This window comes from Mesorhizobium sp. WSM4806, assembly GCF_055811635.1.
Genome location: NZ_JBVVQZ010000021.1, coordinates 37184 through 59032, shown reverse-complemented (window position 1 = coordinate 59032; position 21849 = coordinate 37184). Strand labels below are relative to the sequence as shown.

14 protein-coding genes and 1 pseudogene are annotated in these 21849 nt (G+C 63.6%); 7 read left to right on the top strand and 8 right to left on the bottom strand.

All coding sequences use genetic code 11. The features are described 5' to 3' along the window. The first annotated feature begins 212 nt into the window (after positions 1-212). Positions 213-827: a LysE family translocator gene (locus AC0L2M_RS27500; RefSeq protein WP_023800471.1), complete on the top strand. Its 615-nt coding sequence runs from the start codon at positions 213-215 to the stop codon at positions 825-827. A 9-nt stretch (positions 828-836) separates the two neighbouring features. Here the strand turns inward: AC0L2M_RS27500 and AC0L2M_RS27495 are convergent, their stop codons facing one another. Both AC0L2M_RS27495 and AC0L2M_RS27490 read right to left on the bottom strand, forming a co-directional pair. Continuing rightward, entirely contained in the window at positions 837-1160 is a 324-nt protein-coding gene (locus AC0L2M_RS27495; protein WP_023800470.1) for a YciI family protein, read from the bottom strand. Between the two features lie 159 nt (positions 1161-1319). After that, positions 1320-1487 (bottom strand): annotated as a pseudogene (locus AC0L2M_RS27490) (peroxidase-related enzyme); the annotation flags it as partial. Between the two features lie 135 nt (positions 1488-1622). Here AC0L2M_RS27490 and AC0L2M_RS27485 point away from each other — a divergent pair. Then, positions 1623-6431: an NAD-glutamate dehydrogenase gene (locus tag AC0L2M_RS27485; RefSeq protein ID WP_473536399.1), complete on the top strand. Its 4809-nt coding sequence runs from the start codon at positions 1623-1625 to the stop codon at positions 6429-6431. Between the two features lie 92 nt (positions 6432-6523). Next, the gene (locus tag AC0L2M_RS27480) at positions 6524-7903 is read left to right on the top strand and encodes an MFS transporter (RefSeq protein WP_473536398.1); all 1380 of its coding nucleotides are present in this window, start codon (positions 6524-6526) and stop codon (positions 7901-7903) included. A gap of 203 nt (positions 7904-8106) precedes the next feature. On the opposite strand, the gene purH is transcribed toward AC0L2M_RS27480, so the two are convergent. From purH to htpX, 4 genes are all read right to left on the bottom strand, one after another. After that, positions 8107-9723, bottom strand: a complete 1617-nt coding sequence (gene purH / locus AC0L2M_RS27475) for a bifunctional phosphoribosylaminoimidazolecarboxamide formyltransferase/IMP cyclohydrolase (RefSeq protein ID WP_128168600.1) — start codon at positions 9721-9723, stop codon at positions 8107-8109. Between the two features lie 91 nt (positions 9724-9814). Beyond that, complete coding sequence (locus AC0L2M_RS27470; RefSeq protein WP_473536397.1) at positions 9815-11539, bottom strand: heparinase II/III family protein; 1725 nt, start codon at positions 11537-11539, stop codon at positions 9815-9817. Between the two features lie 133 nt (positions 11540-11672). Further along, a complete protein-coding gene (locus AC0L2M_RS27465; RefSeq protein WP_473536396.1) occupies positions 11673-13073 on the bottom strand; it encodes an RsmB/NOP family class I SAM-dependent RNA methyltransferase in 1401 nt (466 codons plus the stop codon). Continuing rightward, positions 13064-14077 carry a zinc metalloprotease HtpX gene (htpX, locus tag AC0L2M_RS27460; RefSeq protein ID WP_473536395.1) on the bottom strand — a complete coding sequence of 338 codons (1014 nt, stop codon included), beginning with the start codon at positions 14075-14077 and terminating at the stop codon, positions 13064-13066. Before htpX ends, AC0L2M_RS27465 begins: the two co-directional genes overlap by 10 nt. Before the next feature lie 123 nt (positions 14078-14200). Between htpX and AC0L2M_RS27455 the strand changes: the two genes are divergently transcribed. Continuing rightward, positions 14201-14440 (top strand): DUF1674 domain-containing protein, encoded by a 240-nt coding sequence (locus AC0L2M_RS27455; RefSeq protein WP_287063409.1) that lies wholly within the window; start codon positions 14201-14203, stop codon positions 14438-14440. Positions 14441-14637: 197 nt separating this feature from the next. Here AC0L2M_RS27455 and AC0L2M_RS27450 read toward each other — a convergent pair whose 3' ends face one another. Beyond that, positions 14638-15303, bottom strand: coding sequence for an HAD-IA family hydrolase (locus AC0L2M_RS27450; protein WP_287171786.1), 666 nt, complete (start codon positions 15301-15303; stop codon positions 14638-14640). Between the two features lie 172 nt (positions 15304-15475). On the opposite strand from AC0L2M_RS27450, the gene AC0L2M_RS27445 reads away from it, so the two are divergent. The 3 genes from AC0L2M_RS27445 to AC0L2M_RS27435 all read left to right on the top strand — a co-directional run bounded on the left by AC0L2M_RS27445 (position 15476) and on the right by AC0L2M_RS27435 (position 19749). Then, the gene (locus AC0L2M_RS27445; RefSeq protein ID WP_023800101.1) at positions 15476-16345 is read left to right on the top strand and encodes a transglutaminase-like domain-containing protein; all 870 of its coding nucleotides are present in this window, start codon (positions 15476-15478) and stop codon (positions 16343-16345) included. A 341-nt stretch (positions 16346-16686) separates the two neighbouring features. Further along, positions 16687-18048 (top strand): pilus assembly protein, encoded by a 1362-nt coding sequence (locus AC0L2M_RS27440; RefSeq protein WP_128168594.1) that lies wholly within the window; start codon positions 16687-16689, stop codon positions 18046-18048. Positions 18049-18480: 432 nt separating this feature from the next. Beyond that, positions 18481-19749, top strand: coding sequence for an SAM-dependent methyltransferase (locus AC0L2M_RS27435; protein WP_023800100.1), 1269 nt, complete (start codon positions 18481-18483; stop codon positions 19747-19749). Positions 19750-19807: 58 nt separating this feature from the next. Here the strand turns inward: AC0L2M_RS27435 and acs are convergent, their stop codons facing one another. Then, a complete protein-coding gene (gene acs, locus AC0L2M_RS27430) occupies positions 19808-21763 on the bottom strand; it encodes an acetate--CoA ligase (protein ID WP_473536394.1) in 1956 nt (651 codons plus the stop codon). Positions 21764-21849: the final 86 nt, after the last annotated feature.

Here is a 21849-nt window from a genome sequence, read left to right as displayed (position 1 = left end):
CACCCTCGGCGTTCATTTCTTGCAACGCTGGTAATTGGCGGAACCGTCGATGACAGCGCCCTTCTCCCCGTTGACGGGGAGAAGATGGCGGCAGCCAGATGAGGGGCAGCGCCGACGCCTGTTTAGGGGGCAAAGTTCTCTGCAAGCTGCAGGGGTGCCAAACCGCCGCTGATCGGGTATCCTTGGGCTCTCTGACGCTCGAAGGCACTCACATGCACGTCACCTCGCTTTTGATCTTCGCCGCCGCCCTTTTCGTCGCCGCGGGCTCGCCCGGCCCGTCGATTGCCGCCCTGGTGGCGCGGGTTATCGCAAAGGGCTTTCGCGACGTGTTTCCATTCCTGCTCGCCATGTGGATCGGCGAGGCCATCTGGCTGTCGCTGGCGGTGTTCGGGCTGGCGGTGGTGGCGCAGACCTTCCATCTTGCCTTCGTCGTGCTGAAATGGGTCGGCGTCGCCTATCTCGCCTACCTCGCCTGGAAGATGTGGACGGCCCCGGTCGAGGCGCGCGAAGGCGAGATGCCGCGCGAGGAGTCGGCCGTCAAACTGTTCTTTGCCGGCATGGCGGTGACGCTCGGCAATCCCAAGATCATGATGTTCTACCTAGCGCTGCTGCCGACCATCATCGATCTCGCCTCAGTGACGGTCGTCGGCTGGATCGAGCTGACGCTGACCATGGCCGTGGTTCTGGTCGCCATCGATCTGGCCTGGGTGCTGGCGGCAGCGCAGGCGCGAAAACTCTTGAAGAGCAGGCGGGCGATGAAGATCGCCAACCGCGTCAGCGCCACCACCATGGCCGGTGCCGCGGCGGCGATTGCGGCTCGATCCTGAGCCGGTGCGTCAGCCCATTTCGATGATCGGCGCGATCTCGACGCTGAAACCCGGGTCCTTCAGGATAGGACAATCCTTGGCCTTGGCGACGGCATCGTCGATGTCGTTCGCTTCGATGATTGTGTAACCGGCGGTCGGATTGCTGCCGCCATTGTTCTCGACTTTGCCGCCGGGCAGCACGGTCTTCGACATGCCGACCGGATTGCCACCGTCGACCACGGCCGAGCCAAGCTTGCCGTACCAGCCGTTCCAGGCATCCATCGCCGCTTGCCGTTCGGCGTCGTCGGTCGGCATCTTGCCGGAGCCGTGATAGACATAGAGAAATTTCGCCATGTTCTCCTCCGTTGATCTTCCGTTGATCGGCGGGCGTCGAACCGACATGCGGTCACGCCGCAGGGCGATCATCGGACCAAACCGAAAAACAAGCAACGAGAATGCGAATCACTAATGTGAGGTCCGGTTGGCTCGCAACCGCCATGCTCTCACCGCGCCATCGCGTGGTATGTCGGTGAAGGCGCGCAGCTTCGTCTCATCGAAAGCGTAGGCCAAAAGCACATTGGGAACGAGGCCGAGCCTCTCCTCGCATTTGGCGAAATAGGCTTTCGTCGCTTCGCTCAGTTCCGCAGGCGCGAGGTCAAGTGCGATGATTTTGTCTTTTATGGCGGATTTTCTCCTCATTTTCGGTGACCCACCGGCGAATCCCGACATTTCGTCGCAAGCGGTCAAACCTTTGTCGCCAAATATCGGTCATCTGCTACCATAGTCGCAAAACATATGAGGGAGGGATTTAGCGACATGGCCGGCCTGAAATCTGCAAGCCAGTTGAAAAAGATAAGCACGGCCAAGGGCAGCGAGAAACCCGGCAGGCTTGCCGATTACCTGCTGGCCCGTGCGCCGGCCGAAGATGTGGCCGCCTATGAGGTCACCGCACTCGAACGTGCCGCCGATCTCGCCGGACGCGCCGTCGCCAGGCACAAGAAGGGCGATTGCGTCGTCGCCATAGAGGTTGATTCCGGTGTCGTGCGCCAGGGCAGGCCGATGACGGTGATCACCGTCGTCAACGACAACATGCCGTTCCTGTTCGATTCCATCCTCGGCGAGATCACCGAGAGCGCTGGCGAACCGCTGCTGGTTACCCATCCGGTCATCGTCGTCAGGCACGGCAAGAGCGGCGTCGACGAAATCCTCGGCGATGGCGGCTTCGCCAAGGGCGATCACAGTCATGAACGGCTGAGCGTCATCCACGTCCATATCGGCCGTCTTTCGTCCGAGCAGGCCGAGGCATTGGCTGACCGGCTGAAGAAAATATTGGGCCAGGTGCGCGCCGCCGTCACCGACTGGAAGCCGATGCTGGCCCGCCTCGACCAGGCAATCTCCGAGTTCCGCTACGCTCCGGTGCCGCTCGACAAGGCCAACGTCACCGAAGCGATCGCCCTCCTCGAATGGCTGCGCGACGACAATTTCACCTTCCTCGGCATGCGCGAGTTCAAATATACCGGCGGCGAGAAGAGCGGCACCCTGGAGCGCACCGAAAAGCCCGGCCTCGGCATCCTCTCCGATCCCGACGTGCTGGTGCTGCGGCGCGGCACCGAAGCGGTGTCGACGACGCCGGAAATCCGCGCCTTCCTGCACGGGCCGGAACCGCTGATCGTCACCAAGGCCAATGCCAAATCGTCGGTGCACCGCCGCATCTATCTCGATTACATCGGCGTCAAGACCTACACCGCCAAGGGCGTGCTTGCCGGCGAGCTGCGCATTGTCGGCCTGTTCACCTCGACTGCCTACACGCGCTCGGTGATGAAGATCCCCTATCTCAGGTCGAAAGCCGAAACCATCATCGCCAAATCCGGTTTCAACCCTGAAGACCACTCCGGCAAGGCACTGATCAACGTGCTGGAGAGCTATCCGCGCGACGAGCTGTTCCAGGTTCCGGTGCCGATCCTGCGCAAGCACGCCGAAGCCATTCTGGGGCTGATCGAGCGGCCGCGCGTCAGGGCGCTGGTGCGCGCCGATCAGTTCGACCGTTTCGTCTCGATCCTCGTTTTCGTGCCGCGCGACCGCTACGACAGCGTCGTGCGCGAGAAGATCGGCACCTATCTGAAGACGATGTTCCAGGGCCGGCTTTCGGCCTACTACCCGGCCTTCCCGGAAGGCGGGCTGGCTCGTGTCCACTTCATCATCGGGCGTTCCGGCGGCAGGACGCCGAAGGTCGACCAGGCGACGATCGAGGCAGCGATCCGCGCCATCGTGCGGACCTGGGACGACATTCTGCGCGAGACCGCCGAAGAGACCGGCGCCGATGCGGCGCTCACGGCGATCGCCTCGCGCTTCTCGGGAAGCTATCGCGACAGCTTCTCACCGGCGGAGGCGCTGGCCGATGCCGGGCGCATCGCCAGGATCAGCGCGGCCAATCCGATCGCCATCGACTATTATCGTCATGCCAACCAGGAACCGCATCAGGCGGCGCTGAAGATCTATCACCATGGCAGCCCGGTGGCGCTGTCGCGACGGGTGCCGGTGCTGGAGAACATCGGTTTCCGCGTTATCAGCGAGCGCACCTTCGAGGTCGGGGACGAGGCTTCCGACATGATCAATACTGATCAGCCGGGCATGGTCTTCATCCACGACATGGAGCTCGAAAACAGCTACGGCAAGCCAATCGACCTAAGCGACCGCGGCGCGCTGTTCGAAGACGCGTTCCTTTCCGTCTGGCGCGGCGACATCGACAATGACGGCTATAACGGCCTTGCCCAGACCGCCGGCCTGTGGTCGGGCGAGGTTTCCATCCTGCGCGCCTACGGCCGCTATCTGCAGCAGGCCGGCATCCCACAGAGCCAGGATTTCATTGCCGCCGCGCTCAACCGCTATCCGGAGATCGCGCGTGGCCTGCATGAGCTGTTCGTCGCCCGCCTCGGACCGACGGCGCAGACGGAAGGGGCGGTCGCGGCCAGGCACCTCAAGGCCAAGATCAGGGATGCGCTGGAAGAGGTTCCCAACATCGACGACGACACCATCATCCGTCGCTACCTCAACCTGATAGAAGCCTCGCTGCGCACCAATCATTTCGTTCCCGATCTGAAGGAGAAGGGCCAGTCGCTGGCGATCAAGCTCGATTCGCAAGCGGTCGACGGCCTGCCGGCGCCGCGGCCGTGGCGGGAGATCTTCGTCTACGGCTCCGAGGTCGAGGGCGTGCATCTGCGCTTCGGCCCGGTCGCGCGCGGCGGCCTGCGCTGGTCGGACCGCGCCCAGGACTACCGCACCGAGGTGCTCGGTTTGGTCAAGGCGCAGCAGGTCAAGAACGCGGTGATCGTGCCGGTTGGCGCCAAGGGCGGTTTCTATCCGAAGAAGCTGCCGATGGGCGCCGGCCGCGACGCCATCTTCGAAGCCGGCGCGTCCGCCTACAAGAATTACGTCTCCAGCCTGTTGTCGATCACCGACAATATCGGCCTGGACGGCGTCATTCCGCCGGCTGAGGTCGTGCGGCGCGACCAGGACGACCCCTATTTCGTCGTCGCCGCAGACAAGGGCACGGCGACCTTCTCCGACACCGCCAATGCCATCAGCGAGAAGCATGGCTTCTGGCTCGACGACGCCTTCGCCAGCGGCGGCTCGGCCGGCTACGACCACAAGAAGATGGGCATCACCGCCAAGGGCGCCTGGGAAGCGGTCAAGCGGCATTTCCGCGAGATGAACCGCGATATCCAGACCACACCCTTCACCGTTGTCGGCGTCGGCGACATGTCGGGCGACGTGTTCGGCAACGGCATGCTCCTGTCCGAGCAGACCCGGCTGATCGCCGCCTTCGACCATCGTGACATCTTCATCGATCCCGCTCCCGACATGGCGGTTTCGATGGCCGAACGCCGGCGCATGTTCGCCCTCGCCCGTTCGAGCTGGCAGGACTACGACAAGACAAAACTGTCCGAAGGCGGCATCATCGTCTCGCGCAGCCAGAAATCGATCACGCTGCCGCCGGCCGCGGCCGCGGCGATCGGCCTCGGCAAGACGACCGCCTCGCCGGTCGAGATCATGAGCGCCATCCTCAAGGCGCCGGTCGACCTTTTGTGGTTCGGCGGCATCGGCACCTATCTCAGGGCATCGACGGAAACCAACCAGGACGCCGGCGATCGCGCCAACGATGCTATTCGGGTGACTGCGCTCGAAGTGCGCGCCAAGGTCATCGGCGAGGGTGCCAATCTTGGCGCGACGCAGCGGGCCCGCATCGAGTTCGGGCTGAATGGCGGGCGCTGCAATTCCGATGCCATCGACAATTCGGGCGGTGTCAACTGCTCGGATGTCGAGGTCAACATCAAGATCGCGCTGGCTTCCGCCATGCGCAAAGGGGCGCTGACCCGCCCAGCGCGCAACAAGCTTCTCGCCGAAATGACCGACGAGGTGAGCGCGCTGGTGCTGTCCAACAATTACGAGCAGACGCTGGCGCTGTCCCTTGCCCGCAAGCGTGGCCTCGCCGATATCGCCCATCAGAGCCGTTTCATGGCAGCGCTCGAGACGCGCGGCCTGCTCGACCGCAATGTCGAAGCTCTGCCGTCGCCGGCAGCCCTTGCCGAGCGCGAGGCGCGTGGCGAGCCGCTGACCAGGGCCGAGCTCGGCGTGCTGCTGGCCTATGCCAAGATCGTGCTGTTTTCCGACATCGTCGCCAGCGACGTGCCGGACGATCCGCATTTCGACCGTGACCTGATGGGCTATTTCCCGGACCGTATGGCGAAGAAATTCGCGGCCGAAATCCATGGCCATCGCCTGCGCCGCGAAATCATCGCCCGTGTCGTCGCCAACGATCTGGTCAATCGCGGCGGCCCACCCTTCATCAACAGGCTGCAGGAAGTAACCGGCCGCAGCGCCGCCGACGTGGTCCGGACCTTTGCTGTGGTGCGCGACGGCTTTGGCTTGCCGGCGCTCTATCGCCAGATCGACGCGCTCGACAACCAGATCGACGGACAGGTGCAGCTCGACCTTTATCAAGCCGTCAGTCGGCTTACCTATCTCGCCAGCGGCTGGTATCTCAAGAACGATACCAGTACCGCTCCGCTGAGCCAACGGATCGCCGAATTGCAGAACGCCCGCAAGGCACTGGAGCCGAAGCTCACTTCGCTGCTTCCGGCGTTCTCGCGCGAGCGGATAGAGGAGCGGCGGCATGGTCTGGCTAAGGGCGGCGCGCCCGAACAGCTGGCAGAACATCTGGCGCTGACCGATGTGGTCGGCGTCGTGCCAGACATCGCGCTGACGGCCCGAACGGCCAACGCCGACATCATCGCCGCCGCCAAGGCGTTTTTCGCGGTCAGCGATGCCTTCCGCATTCCGCGCGTCGAGGATGCGGCGCGCTCGATCGCGCCGTCCGACTACTACGATCAATTGGCGCTTTTCCGCGCCACCGACATGATCGGCGCAGCCAGGCGCGGCATCGCCGTGGCGGCGCTCACCGGCCATGCCGGGGCGGCGGACCCGGTGGCGGCATGGCTGGAGGCCGGCGGCGAGAGGGTCGGGCGCATCCGCGAGCGGCTGCAGGCGCTGACCGAGGGCGGCGACATCACCGTGTCGCGGCTGTCGGTGGCATCGGGGCTGATCAGCGACCTGACGTCGCTGTGAGAAGTCTTCCACATCGCGCGCGATTGCCGGCAGGAACTGCGCTATAGAGCGAAACGGTGCCCTGCTTCGGGGCACCGTCTGCGGGAGGGCATATGGCCGAAATAGCAGTGCAGCGGACGTCGGAACGCGGCATCTGGGGATGGATGCTGTTCGACTGGGCGGCGCAGCCGCTCTTCACGGTTATCACCACCTTCATCTTCGGTCCCTATTTCGTCTCGCGTATGGCAAGCGATCCAGTCATGGGCCAGGCGGCCTGGGGCTACGGCATTGCCGCCGCTGGACTAGTCATAGCTGTGCTGTCGCCGGTCCTCGGCTCGATCGCGGACCAAACCGGCCCGCGCAAACCCTGGATCGGCTTTTTCGCGGTGATCCAGATCGCTAGCCTGTGCATGCTGTGGTTCGCCGCTCCCGGCTCCAACGTTTTCCTGGTCGTGCTGTTCTTCTCGCTGGCTTCGGTAGCGGCGGAATTCTCGACGGTGTTCAACGATTCGATGATGCCGCGCCTAATGCCGAAGAGCGAGATCGGCCGCATCTCCAACATCGCCATGGGCCTTGGCTATCTCGGCGGCATGATCGCGCTGATCTTCGTGGTCTTGTTCATGGCCGGTTCGCCAGAAACCGGCAAGACGATTCTCGGCCTTAGCCCGGTCCTTGGCCTCGACCCGCGGCTCGGCGAGGACGCGCGGGCAAGCGGACCAATGGCAGCGGCGTGGTATCTCTTGTTTATCCTGCCGATGTTCTTCTTCACGCCCGATGCTATGAAAGGCATCCCCCTTCGGCCGGCGGTGCGCGAGGGCCTTTCGGAACTGAAGTCGACGCTGGCCGAAGTACGCAAGCGCAGCGGCATCTTCCGCTTTCTCGTCGCCCGCATGATCTATCAGGACGGCGTCAACGCGCTTCTGGCGCTCGGCGGTACGTTCGCGGCGGCAATGTTTCTCTGGTCGATTCCCGAGATCGGCCTGTTCGGTATCATCCTCAATATCGTTGCCATCATCGGCTGTCTTGTTGCCGCCCGTCTCGACACGGTGCTCGGCTCCAAGGGTGTGGTCATGATCGCGCTTGTCATGTTGTCGGTCGCCACGATCGGCATCGTCTCGACCGGGCCAGGCTTCACGCTGTTCGGAGCGCTGCCGCTGTCCACCGCCGATTCGGGTGGCATGTTCGGCACGGCGGCGGAAAAGGCCTACATTCTTTACGGCTTGCTGATCGGACTAGCCTTCGGACCGGTCCAGGCGTCGTCACGCTCTTACATGGCGCGCAGCGTCACCCCAGCCGAGTCGGGCCGCTATTTCGGCCTCTATGCGCTGGCCGGACGGGCTACGAGTTTCCTCGCTCCATTCATGGTGGCGACCATCACCGCCGCCAGTGGATCGGCGCGCCTCGGCATGGCGGCTATCATCCTGTTCCTCGGCGTCGGCCTGGCGATCCTGGTCCGCACTCCGTATCCGGCGGACAACCAGCCGGTGGAGTGAGCTGCACTTCCCTTCTCCCCTTGTGGGAGAAGGTGGATCGGCGCGTGGCGCCGAGACGGATGAGGAGTGCTGGAAGAAACTCAACGTGAAAACATAAAGGATTTGAAGTGTTTACGCCTTCGTCGTAGCACTCCGTCCAGCACCCCTCATCCGACCGAGCTTCGCTCGGCCACCTTCTCCCACAAGGGGAGAAGGCAAGAAGCCTAATGCCTGAAATGCCTGACGCCAGTAAACACCATGGCGATGCCGTGGGCGTCGGCGGCGGCGATGACATCGTCGTCGCGCATCGAGCCGCCCGGCTGGATGACGGCGGTGGCGCCGGCTTCGATCGCCGACAGCAGCCCGTCGGCGAACGGGAAAAAGGCATCCGAGGCGACGACAGAATTCTTGGTCAGCGGCTCGGCCAGGTCGGCTGCCTCGGCCGCGTCGAGCGCCTTGCGCGCGGCGATGCGCGAGGAATCGACGCGGCTCATCTGGCCGGCGCCGATGCCGACGGTGGCACCGTCCCTGACATAGACGATGGCGTTCGACTTGACGTGCTTTGCGACGCGGAAAGCGAATTTGAGATCGGCCATTTCGGCCGTTGTCGGCGCCCGCCGGGTCACCACTTTCAGATCGAGGTCGTCGACCACCGCATTGTCGCGGCCCTGGACGAGCAACCCGCCGGAAACGGATTTCACAGTGGAGCCGGCCGCGCGCGGATCGGGCAAGCCGCCGGTGACCAGCAAGCGCAGGTTCTTCTTGGCGGCGACGATGCGGATTGCTTCGTCCGAGGCGCCCGGCGCGATGATGACCTCGGTGAAGGTTTTGACTATCTCTTCGGCGGCCTCGGCATCGAGGGTGCGGTTCATCGCGACAATGCCGCCAAAGGCCGAGACCGGATCGCAGGCAAGCGCCTTGGCATAGGCCGCCTTCAGCGAAGCGCCCTCGGCGACGCCGCATGGGTTGGCGTGCTTGATGATGGCGACGGTGGCGGAGCGGGCCGGATCGAACTCGCCGACCAGTTCGAAGGCGGCGTCGGTGTCGTTGATGTTGTTGTAGGAAAGCTGCTTGCCCTGAAGCTGGCGCGCCGTCGCGACGCCCGGTCGCTTGTCGCCATCGACGTAGAAGCCGGCGCTCTGGTGCGGGTTCTCGCCGTAGCGCATCACCTGGTCGAGCCTGCCGCCGAAGGCGCGCCAGGTGGGATGCTCGATCTCCAGCGCTTCGGCGAACCAGCCGGAAATCGCCGCATCATAGGTCGCGGTGCGGGCGAAGGCCTTGGCCGCCAGCTTCTTGCGGAAATCCAGCGAGAGCGAGCCGAAATTCATCTCCAGCGCGTTGAGCACCGAGGCATAGTCCTCGGGATCGGTGACGATGGCGACGTAAGCGTGGTTCTTGGCCGAAGCGCGGATCATCGCCGGGCCGCCTATGTCGATGTTCTCGACGATCGAGGCGTAAGCGGCGCCGGAGCGGCGGACATCCTCGAAAGGGTAGAGATTGGAGACGACGAGATCGATCGGCTCAATACCATGATCGCGCATCGCCGCGGCGTGTTCGGGATCGTCGCGCACGCAAAGCAGCGCGCCGTGCACGGACGGATGCAGGGTCTTGACGCGGCCGTCCATGATCTCGGGAAAGCCGGTGAGTTCGGAGACGTCGCGCACAGCCATGCCTGCCTCGGCGATCGCCTTTGCCGTGCCGCCGGTGGAGACCAGCTCGACGCCGGCCGCGGCCAGCGCCCTGGCGAAATCGATGAGCCCGGTCTTGTCGAAAACGGAAAGCAGCGCGCGACGAACGGGAACGAGGTCGGGCGCGGGAATGTTCTTGGCGGCGACGGCCATGGGCTGGCGGCCTTTCACGGCTGGTTGGGACAGTGTCCGCGCGCCGTAGCACATGAGGCCTGGAAATCAAACTGCGGGACTAACCGCAGTCTCAGCTTTTTGCCGGATGACCGGCGATGGCCGTCCGTGTCAGTTGCCAATGGACTTCGGAAATCTCTGACGCCTTGAAGGCCAGCACGATCTGCCGGCTGCGGCGCGGGCCGCCAAGACCGGCGAAATAAATGGATTCTTCGACCTCGGGCGCCACCTCGGTGCAGGTGAACACCCATGTGTCGGCTTCATCGGCGGTCAGCACCAGACGGTCGTGCTCGTCCTTGAGCAGGCCTATGTCGGGATGGATGTGGAAGCGCACGGTGACGAAATCGCGGCCGTTGTTGCGGATCGCAGCATTGCCCGGCCGCAGAAGGCGATCCCTGCCGGCGAGCACATTGCCGTTCGTCGACAATTTCAGTTCGCGCTCATGCAGCAAGCCGAAGCGCGCGACATAGCCGTCATGGCGAGCCAGAAAACCCTGTGTGCCTTGCTGGTCGGTGCGCTTGCAAGGCACATGCTGCGGGCCGCCGATCAACGGCGTGCCGAGCAGATCGTTGACGCGCAGCGAGTGGCTGAAACGCGCCGACGAGGTGTCGTTGATGGTGGCTGTCGAATGGGCGGCCGTGGCGCGGGCAAGCGGCCGGAATTCGGCGGCGCCATAGGTGTCCACGCCGGCGTTGACGACATAGTGGCGGCGGCCGGAAGACAGCTCGAAGGAAAGGCATCCGGCGTGCGCCGCGTTGGAAACATCGATGCGCGGTGGCGGGCCGGTGTCGGCGATCACGGTGACGCCGCCCATGGAGAGGCGCTCGTAGCCCGAATGCGGTGCGTGCAGCAATGGCGCGCCGGCGGTGTCGTCGTGGCGCAGAATGGTGGCGATGCGGTTGTGGATGGTCGCGCCCATGCCGTTGAAGCGGGCGAGGCTGCCGTCCTGGTGGCGAAAGAAACGCAGCGCCGGCAGCATGCGATCGATGGCGCCCATCAGCGCCGCCGGCGGCGTTTCGGCCTGATTGGCATAGGTCTGGCGCAGCGGCAGAAGGTCGGCGAGGATTTCAAGCACGGCCATCGGATTGCGCGAAATATGGCCGCCATCCGGCAGAATCTGACGGTCGAGTTCCTCGGCGAGGTTGCGGGTCGCGCCGCGCAGCGCCGATGCCGGCGCCGGTAGCGACAGAGCGGCAAAGGCAAGCGCGATGCGGGCGCGCAGCCTGTCCTTGCCGTCCGGCATCTCGCGTGCCATCGCCCTGAGATAGCGGATCTGCATGGCCAGCGATTTCAGGAAGGCCCGGTAGAAGGGAAATTCAGCACCCTGCAGCACCACCGAGGAATGCTGCAGCCAGGCAATGACGCGCTTGGCCGTCGTGCCGGGCTCCCAGGCGACACCGGAAATATTGCTGCCATGGATGGTGATCCAGTCGGAGACCAGCGCGCGGGCATTGGCGGCGGCAAGCTCGGTGCCGGCGGCGCGCATATGGCGCAGCCAGCGAAAGCCGTGCAGGGCCATTTGCCAGCCGGGATTGGCCACGGCAATCTGGAAGGGCGACTTGCCGCCGGTCTCTACCAGATGTCCCGACAGCGGATAGCGGCCATAATAAATCTCGAGCGCAATCTGTCGGTCGGCCAGGCGCAGGTCTGGCGGAGCGATCAACACGCGTTCCGGTGTGCGGCCGGAGTAGCGCCAGCGATGGATCGGCCCGCCACGCAGGCGCCGGCGCGTCTTGCGCCAGAACTCCTTCGCGACAAGCGTCCATAGACGCGTCGTGCTGCCGGCAGCGATCGCCAAAAGCCCTCCTCATAGCGCCCAATCCGAAGACAAGCTTATGTGATTCAAGAACTTATGCGAAGGTGAATTCCACGGAGGCCTTGAAATTCAGCCTGTTTTCCGCAGGATTCTTCCTAAAACAGTCTTCAAATTTTCAGCGTTGGCCGGTTCTGCGCATGCGGGCGGCGAAGAAGCCATCCAGGCCGGACCTTTCCGGTGAGCCGAGCTCCAGATCTGCGGGCGTAGTGCGCAGCGTGCCCTGCGGCGTCAGGAACGGATCGATGCCGGCGATCTCGCCCGGGCGGAGCGGATCGTCGACAATGTCAGCCGTCCCGGCGAGGAAGGCGCGGTGAAGCGCCTCGCCTTCGAGCGGGTCTAGCGAGCAGTTGGAAAAGACGATGCGCCCGCCAGGCCTGACCAGGCTGACGGCGCGGGCGAGCAGCCTGCGTTGCAGATCGGCGAGTTTTTCGATGTCGGCCGCCGTCTTCGTCCACGGCACGTCGGGATGCCGCCGCACCGTGCCGGTCGAGGAGCAGGGCGCGTCGAGGAGGACGGCGTCGAACAGTTGTTCCGGCTCGTATTTGAGCAGATCGGCCTGGACAACCTCTGCGGACAAACCGAGCCGTTCGAGATTTTGCGAGAGCCGCGCCAACCGGTTCTTCGAGGAATCGATCGCGGTGACCGTGGCGCCGCCGAGAATGAGCTGAGCGGTCTTGCCGCCGGGGGCGGCGCAGAGATCGGCGACGCGCAAACCCCTCACGTCGCCGAAAAGCCGGGCCGGAAGGCTGGCGGCGGCATCCTGGACCCACCAGGCGCCGTCTTCAAAGCCGGGCAGTTCAGTGACCGAGGCGCTGAGTTTCTCCACGCGCACAGTGCCGGTCGGCAGCACGATGCCGCCGAGCCGCTCGGCCCACAGTGCAGGATCGGTCTTGACCGTGAAGTCTACCGGCGCCACGTATCTGTGGGCGGCGAGGATTTGCCTGGCTTTCTCAGTGCCATAGGCGGCTTTCAGCCGGTCGGAAAACCATTTCGGCGCTTCGTCGGTGGCGGCAAGCGCTGCAGCGAGTTCGGCCTGCTTGGATCGCGCCAGCGTGCGCAGCACGCCATTGACGAGACCGGAGAAGCGCACCGTGCGCGGATCGGACTTGGCGTGGGTCACGGCAAGGTCGACTGCGGCGCTGTCGGGAATATCGAGGAACAGGATCTGCGCCGCTGCTACATGCAGAATATGCGAAAGCGCGGTGGCGTTGGGTGGCAGCGGCTTTTCCAGGCGGCGGGCCAGCAACCCTGATATGGTCATGCGGAAGCGCAGCGCAGTGACCAGTATAGCGCGCACCAGCGCCCGGTCGCGCAAATCGAGCGCCTTGTATTGCGGATGGCCGTTCTCGTGGTCGGTCAGCCCGTCCAGCGGCGTCCTCGCATCGATGACGGCGGCCAGCAATCGTGCCGCGGCCTTGCGCGCGGCCAGGCCGGCAACAGATTCGCCGGGGCTCGCTGCATTGTTTTCATGATCGCCTGAAATTCGGTGCCGGCGTTTCGCTTCGCTCACGACCACGGACCCTTGGGTCCGGTCGGATTGCGGCCCCAGGGATTGGACTTCGGCCTGGCCGGTTCAGCCGGCTGCTCAGCTCTCTCCCACGGGCCCGAAGGCCGCTGTTCGTCTGCCTGCCGCGACATCGGCGTTTGCGGCCGCGCGGAGGCGGATGCGCCACCGGCCATGTCCTGCGCCATCGCCTGCAGGGCGGCAATGCGGTTGTCGGTGCTCGGGTGGGTCGAAAACAGGCTGTCCATGCGCTCGCCGGAAAGAGGATTGATGATGAAGAGGTGGGCAGTTGCCGGATTGCGCTCGGCATCCGGGTTGCGGATGCGTTCGGCGCCGCGAGCGATCTTGTCAAGGGCCGAGGCAAGCCAGAGCGGCTGTCCACAGATCTCGGCGCCGCGCCGGTCGGCCTCGTATTCGCGGGTGCGGCTGACCGCCATCTGCACGATCATCGCGGCAAAGGGCGCCACGATCATCGCCACCAGCACACCGATAATGCCAAGGGAATTGTTGTTGTCGCGGTTGCCGCCGAAAAAGAAGGCGAAATTGCCGAGCATCGAGATCGCGCCGGCAAGCGTGGCGACGATCGTCATGGTCAGCGTGTCGCGGTGCTGCACATGGGCGAGCTCGTGCGCCATCACCGCCGCGACTTCCTCGTGCGATAGTTGCTGCAACAGTCCGGTGGTGGCGGCGACCGCGGCATTCTGCGGGTTGCGGCCGGTGGCGAAAGCGTTGGGCTGCGGGTTGTCGATCAGATAGGTTTTCGGCATCGGCAGGCCGGCCTGTCTGGCGAGGCTCTGCACGATGGCGTAATATTCCGGGGCGTTCCTTTCGTCGACCTCGACGGCGCGATTCATCGACAGCACCATCTTGTCGGCGTTCCAATAGCTGAACAGGTTCATCGCGGCGGCAATCAGCAAGGCGATCACCATGCCGCCCGATCCGCCGATCAGATAGCCGACGCCCATGAACAGCGCGGTCATCGCTGCCAAAAGCATGGCGGTGCGAAGTGTGTTCATTGTCTGCTCCGTTTCTGCCGGCCTTTCGGAAAAAGGGTCGATCCTTGTCGGCTCATCGCTATATGATGGGAAACGTGTGGCCCTGTTTCAATTGGGGCCGGTTTCAATCGCCGGGAATATCGCATGATCGACGAAGCCAATATATCAGGCGAAACCAGCAATGCAGACGCCGGCCCCGGTCACGACGTGCCGCAAAGGACGCTGACACCGGCAGCCCGCCGCGCTTTGGCGGAAGCGGAAGCACGGCGCGAACACTATCGCCAGCAGGAAGCCGCGATGCCCCGGGAACTCGGCGGCCGTGGCGGCAGGGAACCCGGCCGCTATGGCGATTGGGAAGTGAAGGGCCTGACCAGCGATTTCTAAGGGCCAGCGATTTCTAAGGGCCAGCGATTTCTAAGGGTATGTCGATATTCAGGTGATGCCGGCCTGCGAACAGCCGATTCCTGCGCTTCTCACGGACCTGAAAGTCCGCTCCGTTCCGGTTCTCGGAACCCACCTAGTCTGGTCGCTTCGCGCCCGTCTTCGACTCCGGCTCGGCCTGACCTGAATCTCAACATACCCTAAGCCGCAGCGCGCTCCGCGCCGAGGACAATCCAGCCGCGGTCGTCGACGGTGACGCCGATCCCCTCATAACCGGCGATCGCAGCATGCCGCGTTTGCAACGGATGCTGGTGCGTGGCGCTGATCACCACGACGGTGGCTCCCGCGGCCTCGGCCGCCGCTATCCCGGCGGGCGCATCTTCGAAAACGAGGCAGTCGCGCGCGTCGACGCCCAGCCGCTCGGCCGCCAGCCGGAAGCAATCCGGCGCCGGCTTGCCGCGGGAAACGTCCTCGGCCGCGACAAGAGTGGCGGGAAGCGGGATGCCGGCGGCCGCGATGCGCAGCAGAGCCAACTCGCGCGGCGCCGAAGTGACGATTGCCCAGCGCTCGGGTGGCAGCGACGCCAGAAACGCCGCGGCGCCGGCGATTGGAAGGATGCCGTCGATATCGGCCACCTCGGCCTGCAGAAGCGCATCGGCTTCACGCATCGGGTCAACGCCTGGAAGCGCCAGCCGAGCGATGGTCTCGATCGCCCGCACGCCGTGGATCGTTGGCAGGAATGCGGCAACGTCGAGATCTTGCCGGCGTGCCCAGTCTGCCCAGACCCTTTCTGCCGCGGCAATCGAATTGACCACCGTGCCGTCCATATCGAACAGCAAGGCTGCGAATTTTCTGCCTGCGAACATCTGCTATCCCAAGTTGTTTCGGAAGGAACCAAAGCCTGTCGATCGACCGTAACGTCGCACCGGCGGCATGGGAAGGCACGAGATCGCCTTTTTCGACAGACCAGGGAACCACGGCCGGCCATCTCGCGTTAATCCAATCGTCTTCCACGACACTCACAAGAGGGGAACCGCAATGCTGATTCGGCTCGGCTACGAAATCGCCATCGACTGTGCTGAATCCACTCCGGTGATTTCGCTGCTCGAGATCCACAAGCAGCGCCAGGCCGACATCAAGCGGCAAACGCGCGTGCTGACCTCGCCTTCCGTCCCAACCAGGCTCTATCACGATCTTTATGGCAACACCTGCCGCCGCTTCACCGCGCCTGGCGGAGGCTTTCGCATTCTTTACGACGCCGTCGTCGAGGACAGCGGCGAGACCGACGAGGTCAACACGCTGGCCAGGGAAGTGCCGGTGGCGGAGTTGCCCGACGAGGTGCTGTGTTATCTGCTCGGCAGTCGCTATTGCGAAACCGATCATCTCAGCGATCTGGCCTGGCAGGTTTTCGGGCCTGTTCCATCCGGCTGGGCCCGGGTGCAGGCGATCGTCGACTATGTCCACAACCGTCTGTCGTTCGGCTACGGCTATGCGCGCCCGACCCGCACGGCGGCGCAGGCGCATGAGGAGCGCGTCGGCGTCTGCCGCGACTTCGCTCATCTGGCGATCACGCTCTGCCGCTGCATGAACATCCCAGCCCGCTACGTGAACGGTTATCTCGGCGACATCGGCGTGCCGGTCGACCCGGCACCGATGGATTTTTCGGCGTGGCTGGAAGTGTTCCTCGACGGCAAGTGGTACACGTTCGACCCCCGCCACAACATGCCGAGGATCGGCCGCGTCGTCATCGCGCGCGGCCGCGACGCGACCGACGTGCCGCTGCTGCACAGTTTCGGCCCGCACCGGCTCAGCCTGTTCAAGGTCTGGACCTACGAGCAGGAAAGCAATCTGTTCAACCCGCCTCATCGCGGGGTCGACAGGACGGCCAGCGCGCAGATGCTGACATAGCGGCGCAGCGCGTCCAGCGCGTCCGGCTGTTACGATCATCGGGCTGTCCTACGGATATGATGCGCCTGATCCGCTTCGGCACAGACCCTCTGTGCCGGATCGGGATCGGGCTGTTGTGCTCCACGGCAGACGTCGGGATCATGGTAAGCGCTTGGTAAACGAAACTGCCGCAGCGGCTTGTCGTTTACCAGTTGTTTACATTGCCGCATTTCGAAACAAAGTAAAAACAATGGCTTGACGATGAGCCGCTGGCTTTTGCTGCGTTGACGACGCCGTCCGGCCGGAATCCTGCAATGCGGCCTTCACACGGCTTCGAGGTCGTGGCGAATGGAGGCGAAAGCATGCGGCGTTTTGGGGGTCTTGTTCACGCGATCGGCGGCTTTGCCCGAGATCGAAGCGGAAATTTGGCGGTTCTGTTCGGCATGGTCGCGTCGGTGCTGGCGCTTGGCGTCGGCTTTGCCGTCAATGTTTCGCAGCTCTACAACACCAAATCGAGCTTACAGGGCGTGGTCGATGCGGCGGTGACCTCGACGGCACGCGACCTGACCACCGGCGTCATCAACGAGGCCGACGCCAACAAGTCGGTGCAGGCGTTTCTCGATGCCAACAGCCGAGCGGGCATGCTGCAGGCTGATCGGATCGTCCTCGACAAATTGACCATCGACAAAATCGCCAAGACGGTTCAGGCGGAGATCCATGTCGATCTTGGCCTCTATTTTCCAATCTTCGGCATGGGCGACATGAAGCGCATTGCCGCATCGACGACGGCAGTCTATTCGGACAAGACGATCGAAGTGGCGATGATGCTCGACGTCACAGGTTCAATGGCCGGCCAGAAAATAATCGACCTGAGGACGGCCGCAGCGAACGCGGTCGACAGCTTTCTGGGCGGTCAGGACCCCGCCAGCCCCCGAGTGCGAGTCTCCATCGTGCCCTACGCCAATTCGGTGAATGCCGGCGCGCTTGCCGGCAGCAGCGTCTACGTCGAAGCCTCGACCAGCCAGCGCAAACAGGCGCCCGGCAATGGCGCTATACAGTATGTCTCCGGCTTAACGCGTCCGGACAATTGCGCCACTGAGCGCAAGGGCACCTATCAATATTCGGATGTAGGTCCCGACATCAGCATGATCAATCGCGATTACCTGTTGTCGTTCTTCGCCTGGCCGACCGGCACGGCTGCCTGCCCGGTCGCCGCGTTGAAGCCGCTGACGGCGGACGCCGTGGCGCTCAAGAACGTCATCAAGAACTTTGTCGCATCGGGCGGCACCGCGGGCCATATCGGCGTGCAGTGGACCTGGTACATGCTTTCGGAAAACTGGGGCAGTGTGATGAACGCGTCGCAGCGGCCGGCCAAGGCGGATCCGAAAAAGGTCGCCAAAATCGCGATCCTGATGACCGACGGCGAGTTCAACCTGTCCTATTTCGATGCCAGTACTGTCGGTGAGGTCTACAATGATGCCGGCAAGGAACCGACCCGCACGGCAGCCAAGACGCTCTGTACCGCCATGCGCGACAAGGGCATCGAAATCTTCACCATCGGTTTCGATCTCAACGAGGAGAATGCCCAGGCGACACTGCAGAATTGCGCGAGCCCGGATACCGGCAAGATCAAGCACTTCTATCAGGCCGCGAACGGGACGGAGCTCAACCAGGCTTTCCAGGACATTGCGCGCAACATCGAAAGCCTGGCATTGACCAAATAGAGGGCATTGACTAGGCAGGATCCGGACAAGGAAAAGGCCGCCGCTTCTTTCGAAGCCGGCGGCCTTCCGTGTTTCCGTCCATGGCGCGGCTCATGGCAGCGACGTGACTTAAAGTGCTGGTGCGTCCTTTGCGCATCCAAAGGACGCGCGGCGCTCCAGGCGTCGCCAGCCGCGCATCTCGCGCCTTAACGGGAAGACTGCTTCCCGAAAGTGCAATCCGCTGAGGCCACGTTCTGGAAAACGAAATCACTCGACATCGGATCACCTCCTTTCGATTTGTTGAACACGCCCTCATGATGGGGTGTCGATCTGCAAATGGCAAGGCGCCATCGTGAAAATGCGGTGCGCGTTTGGCGCTAACTGCTTGCGGCTATCCGATCGGACAGGCAATGTCGCTGCCGGACCGCCAGGGGCTGAGCAGGAGGAACGCGGATGGAGGCAGCCGAGAGAGCCGCACGGATCGTTCGAACGGTTATCGAGACGTTGAAGCCGGGCTTCGCGGTCAAGCTGTGGAACGGCGAGCGGATCGGCCCCGCCACCGGCCCCGTGGTCACCATCAACGACCAGGACATCGTCTGGCAGGTGATGCGGCGGCCCAACCTCTCGACGCTGATCGAAATGTGGATTTCCAAGACCATCGACGTGGAAGACGGGTCGCTGTTCGATTTCTACGCTCTGCCTGCGCAGGGCAAGCTCAGGGCGAAGCTCAAGTCGTTGCCCAAGCTCGCGGTCCTGCGCGACCTGCCAGCCGTGCTGTTTTCGCGAAAACAGATGACGGCGCGGACCGACCTTTCCGGGCGCAACCCCTTCGTCAGCGGGTCGAACAGGCAGGCAATCCAGCACCACTACGACATTTCGAACGCCTTCTACCGGCTCTTCCTCGACGAACGCATGGTCTATAGCTGCGGCTATTTCACCGATTTCGCCAATGGCATCGACCAGGCGCAGAAGGACAAGCTCGATCATATCTGCCGCAAGCTGCGGCTGAAGCCCGGCGAAAGGCTGCTCGACATCGGCTGCGGCTGGGGAGCCATGCTCATCCATGCCGCGAAAAATTACGGCGTCGTCGGCCATGGCGTCTCGCTGTCGGAAGCCCAGACCCAGCTCGCCCGCGAGCGCATCCGTGCTGAGGGACTGGAGGATCGCATCACCATCGAGATAAAGTCCTATGCCGAGCTGTCCGGCTCCTTCGACAAGATCTCGTCGATCGGGATGTTCGAGCATCTGGGGCTGGCCAACCACGCCGCCTATTTCTCGACCATTCGTCGCCTGCTCAAGCCGGGCGGCATCTATCTGCATCACGCCATCACCCGGCGCGACAAGGGCAGCATCAAGAAGACCTTGCGCAAGGGCCCGGAATTCAAAGCGCTGATCAAATACATCTTTCCCGGCGGCGAACTCGACACGATCGGCATGACGCTCGGCAATCTCGAAGCGCACGGCTTTCTTGTCTACGATGTCGAGAATTTGCGCGAGCACTACGCCCGCACCTGCCGTCTGTGGGCCGAGCGCCTCCACGCACGCTTCGATGAAGCGATCGCCGAGGTCGGCGAAGCCAAGGCGCGCCTCTGGCTGCTTTATCTCACCGGCTGTTCGATCACTTTCGAACGCGCCTCGGCGCAGATTTTCCAGACCGTCGTCACCAAGCGCGCGCGGGGCCCGAGCGGACTGCCGCCGACGCGGGCGGACCTTTATCGGTAGAGCGGGAGCGAGCGATCTCATCCGATCGGGTTTCCGCCGAACGTCGACCGGATGTTTCTTATGCCCGCTTGTTCTGCCGGTTGGCGATGAGGTCGTCGACGACCGCCGGGTCGGCCAGCGTCGAGGTATCGCCGAGCGCGGCAAAATCGTCCTCGGCGATCTTGCGCAGGATGCGACGCATAATCTTGCCCGAGCGGGTTTTCGGCAGGCCCGGAGCGAACTGAATCTTGTCGGGCGTGGCGATGGCGCCGATGTCCTTGCGGACGTGGGCGACAAGTTCCTTGCGCAACTCCTCGTTCGGCTTCTCGCCAGCCATCAATGTGACGTAGCAGTAGATGCCCTGGCCCTTGATGTCGTGGGGGTAGCCGACGACGGCGGCTTCGGAGACTTTCTCGTGCGAAACCAGCGCGGATTCGACCTCGGCCGTGCCCATGCGGTGGCCGGAGACGTTGATGACGTCGTCGACGCGGCCGGTGATCCAGTAGTAGCCGTCGGCGTCGCGGCGGCAGCCGTCGCCGGTAAAATACTTGCCCTTGTAAGTCGAAAAATAGGTCTGCACGAAGCGCTCGTGATCGCCATAGACGGTACGCATCTGGCCCGGCCACGAATCGGCGATGCAGAGATTGCCGCTGGCAACGCCTTCCAGCACCTTGCCATCGCCGTCGACCAGTTGCGGCTTGACGCCGAAGAACGGCTGCGTCGCGGAACCTGCCTTGAGCGGGGTGGCGCCGGGCAGCGGCGTGATCAGGATGCCGCCGGTCTCGGTCTGCCACCAGGTGTCGACAATCGGCACCTTGCCGTTGCCGACGACATCGAAATACCACTCCCAGGCTTCCGGGTTGATCGGCTCGCCGACCGTGCCGAGCACGCGCAGCGATTTGCGCGAGGTTTTGGTGACATGGGCGTCGCCGCCACCCATCAGCGCGCGCAAAGCCGTCGGCGCGGTGTAGAAGATGTTGACCTTGTGCTTGTCGATGACCTCCCAGAAGCGGGATTGCGACGGATAGTTCGGCACGCCTTCGAACATCAGCGTGGTGGCGCCGTTGGCGAGCGGCCCGTAGACGATATAGCTGTGGCCGGTGACCCAGCCGACATCGGCGGTGCACCAGTAGATGTCGCCGTCGTGGTAGTCGAAGACATATTGGTGGGTCATCGAGACATAGACGAGATAGCCGGCGGTGGTGTGCAGCACGCCCTTCGGCTTGCCCGTCGAGCCCGATGTGTAAAGGATGAACAGCGGGTCCTCTGCCTTCATCTTCTCCGGCTTGCATTCCGCCTCAACTGTCGCGATCTCGTCATGGTACGAGACGTCGCGCCCCGGAGCCCAACCAACCTTGGCGCCGGTGCGGCGCACGACCACGACCTTGTTGACCATCACGAAGTTCTTCGCGGCGATGTCGATCGCCTTGTCCGTGTTCTCCTTCAAGGGAATGGACTTGCCGCCGCGCAGGCCTTCATCGGCGGTGATGACGAAAGTCGATTCGCAGTCGACGATGCGGCCGGCCAGCGCGTCCGGCGAAAAGCCGCCAAAGACCACCGAATGGATGGCGCCGATGCGCGTGCAGGCAAGCATCGCATAGGCGGCTTCCGGGATCATCGGCATGTAGATGGTGACGCGGTCGCCTTTCCTGACGCCGTGCTTCTTCATCACATTGGCGAGCCGGCAGACATGCGCGTGGAGCTCGTTATAGGTGATCTTCCTGTCGTCGTAGGGATTGTCGCCTTCCCAGATGATGGCGGTCTGGTCTCCGCGCTTCTTCAGATGCCGGTCGATGCAGTTCCACGAAACATTGGTCTCGCCGTCCTCGAACCATTTGATCGAGACCTTGCCGTCGAAGGAGGTGTTCTTGACCTTGCTGTAGGGCTTGAACCAGTCGATGCGCTTGCCGTGTTTGCCCCAGAACTTGTCCGGGTTCTTCACGCTGTCGGCGTACCATTTCAGGTAGGTGTCATTATCGATCAGCGCATTCTTCTTCCACGCCGGCTGGACGCGATGGACATGAACCTCGGACATATCTTTGCCTTCCTCCCGAAACCAGGCCGCCCGGCTTGCTCGCCGAGCGGCATCGCGGCGAAGCGGCCGCGAATTCGCGCGCATTA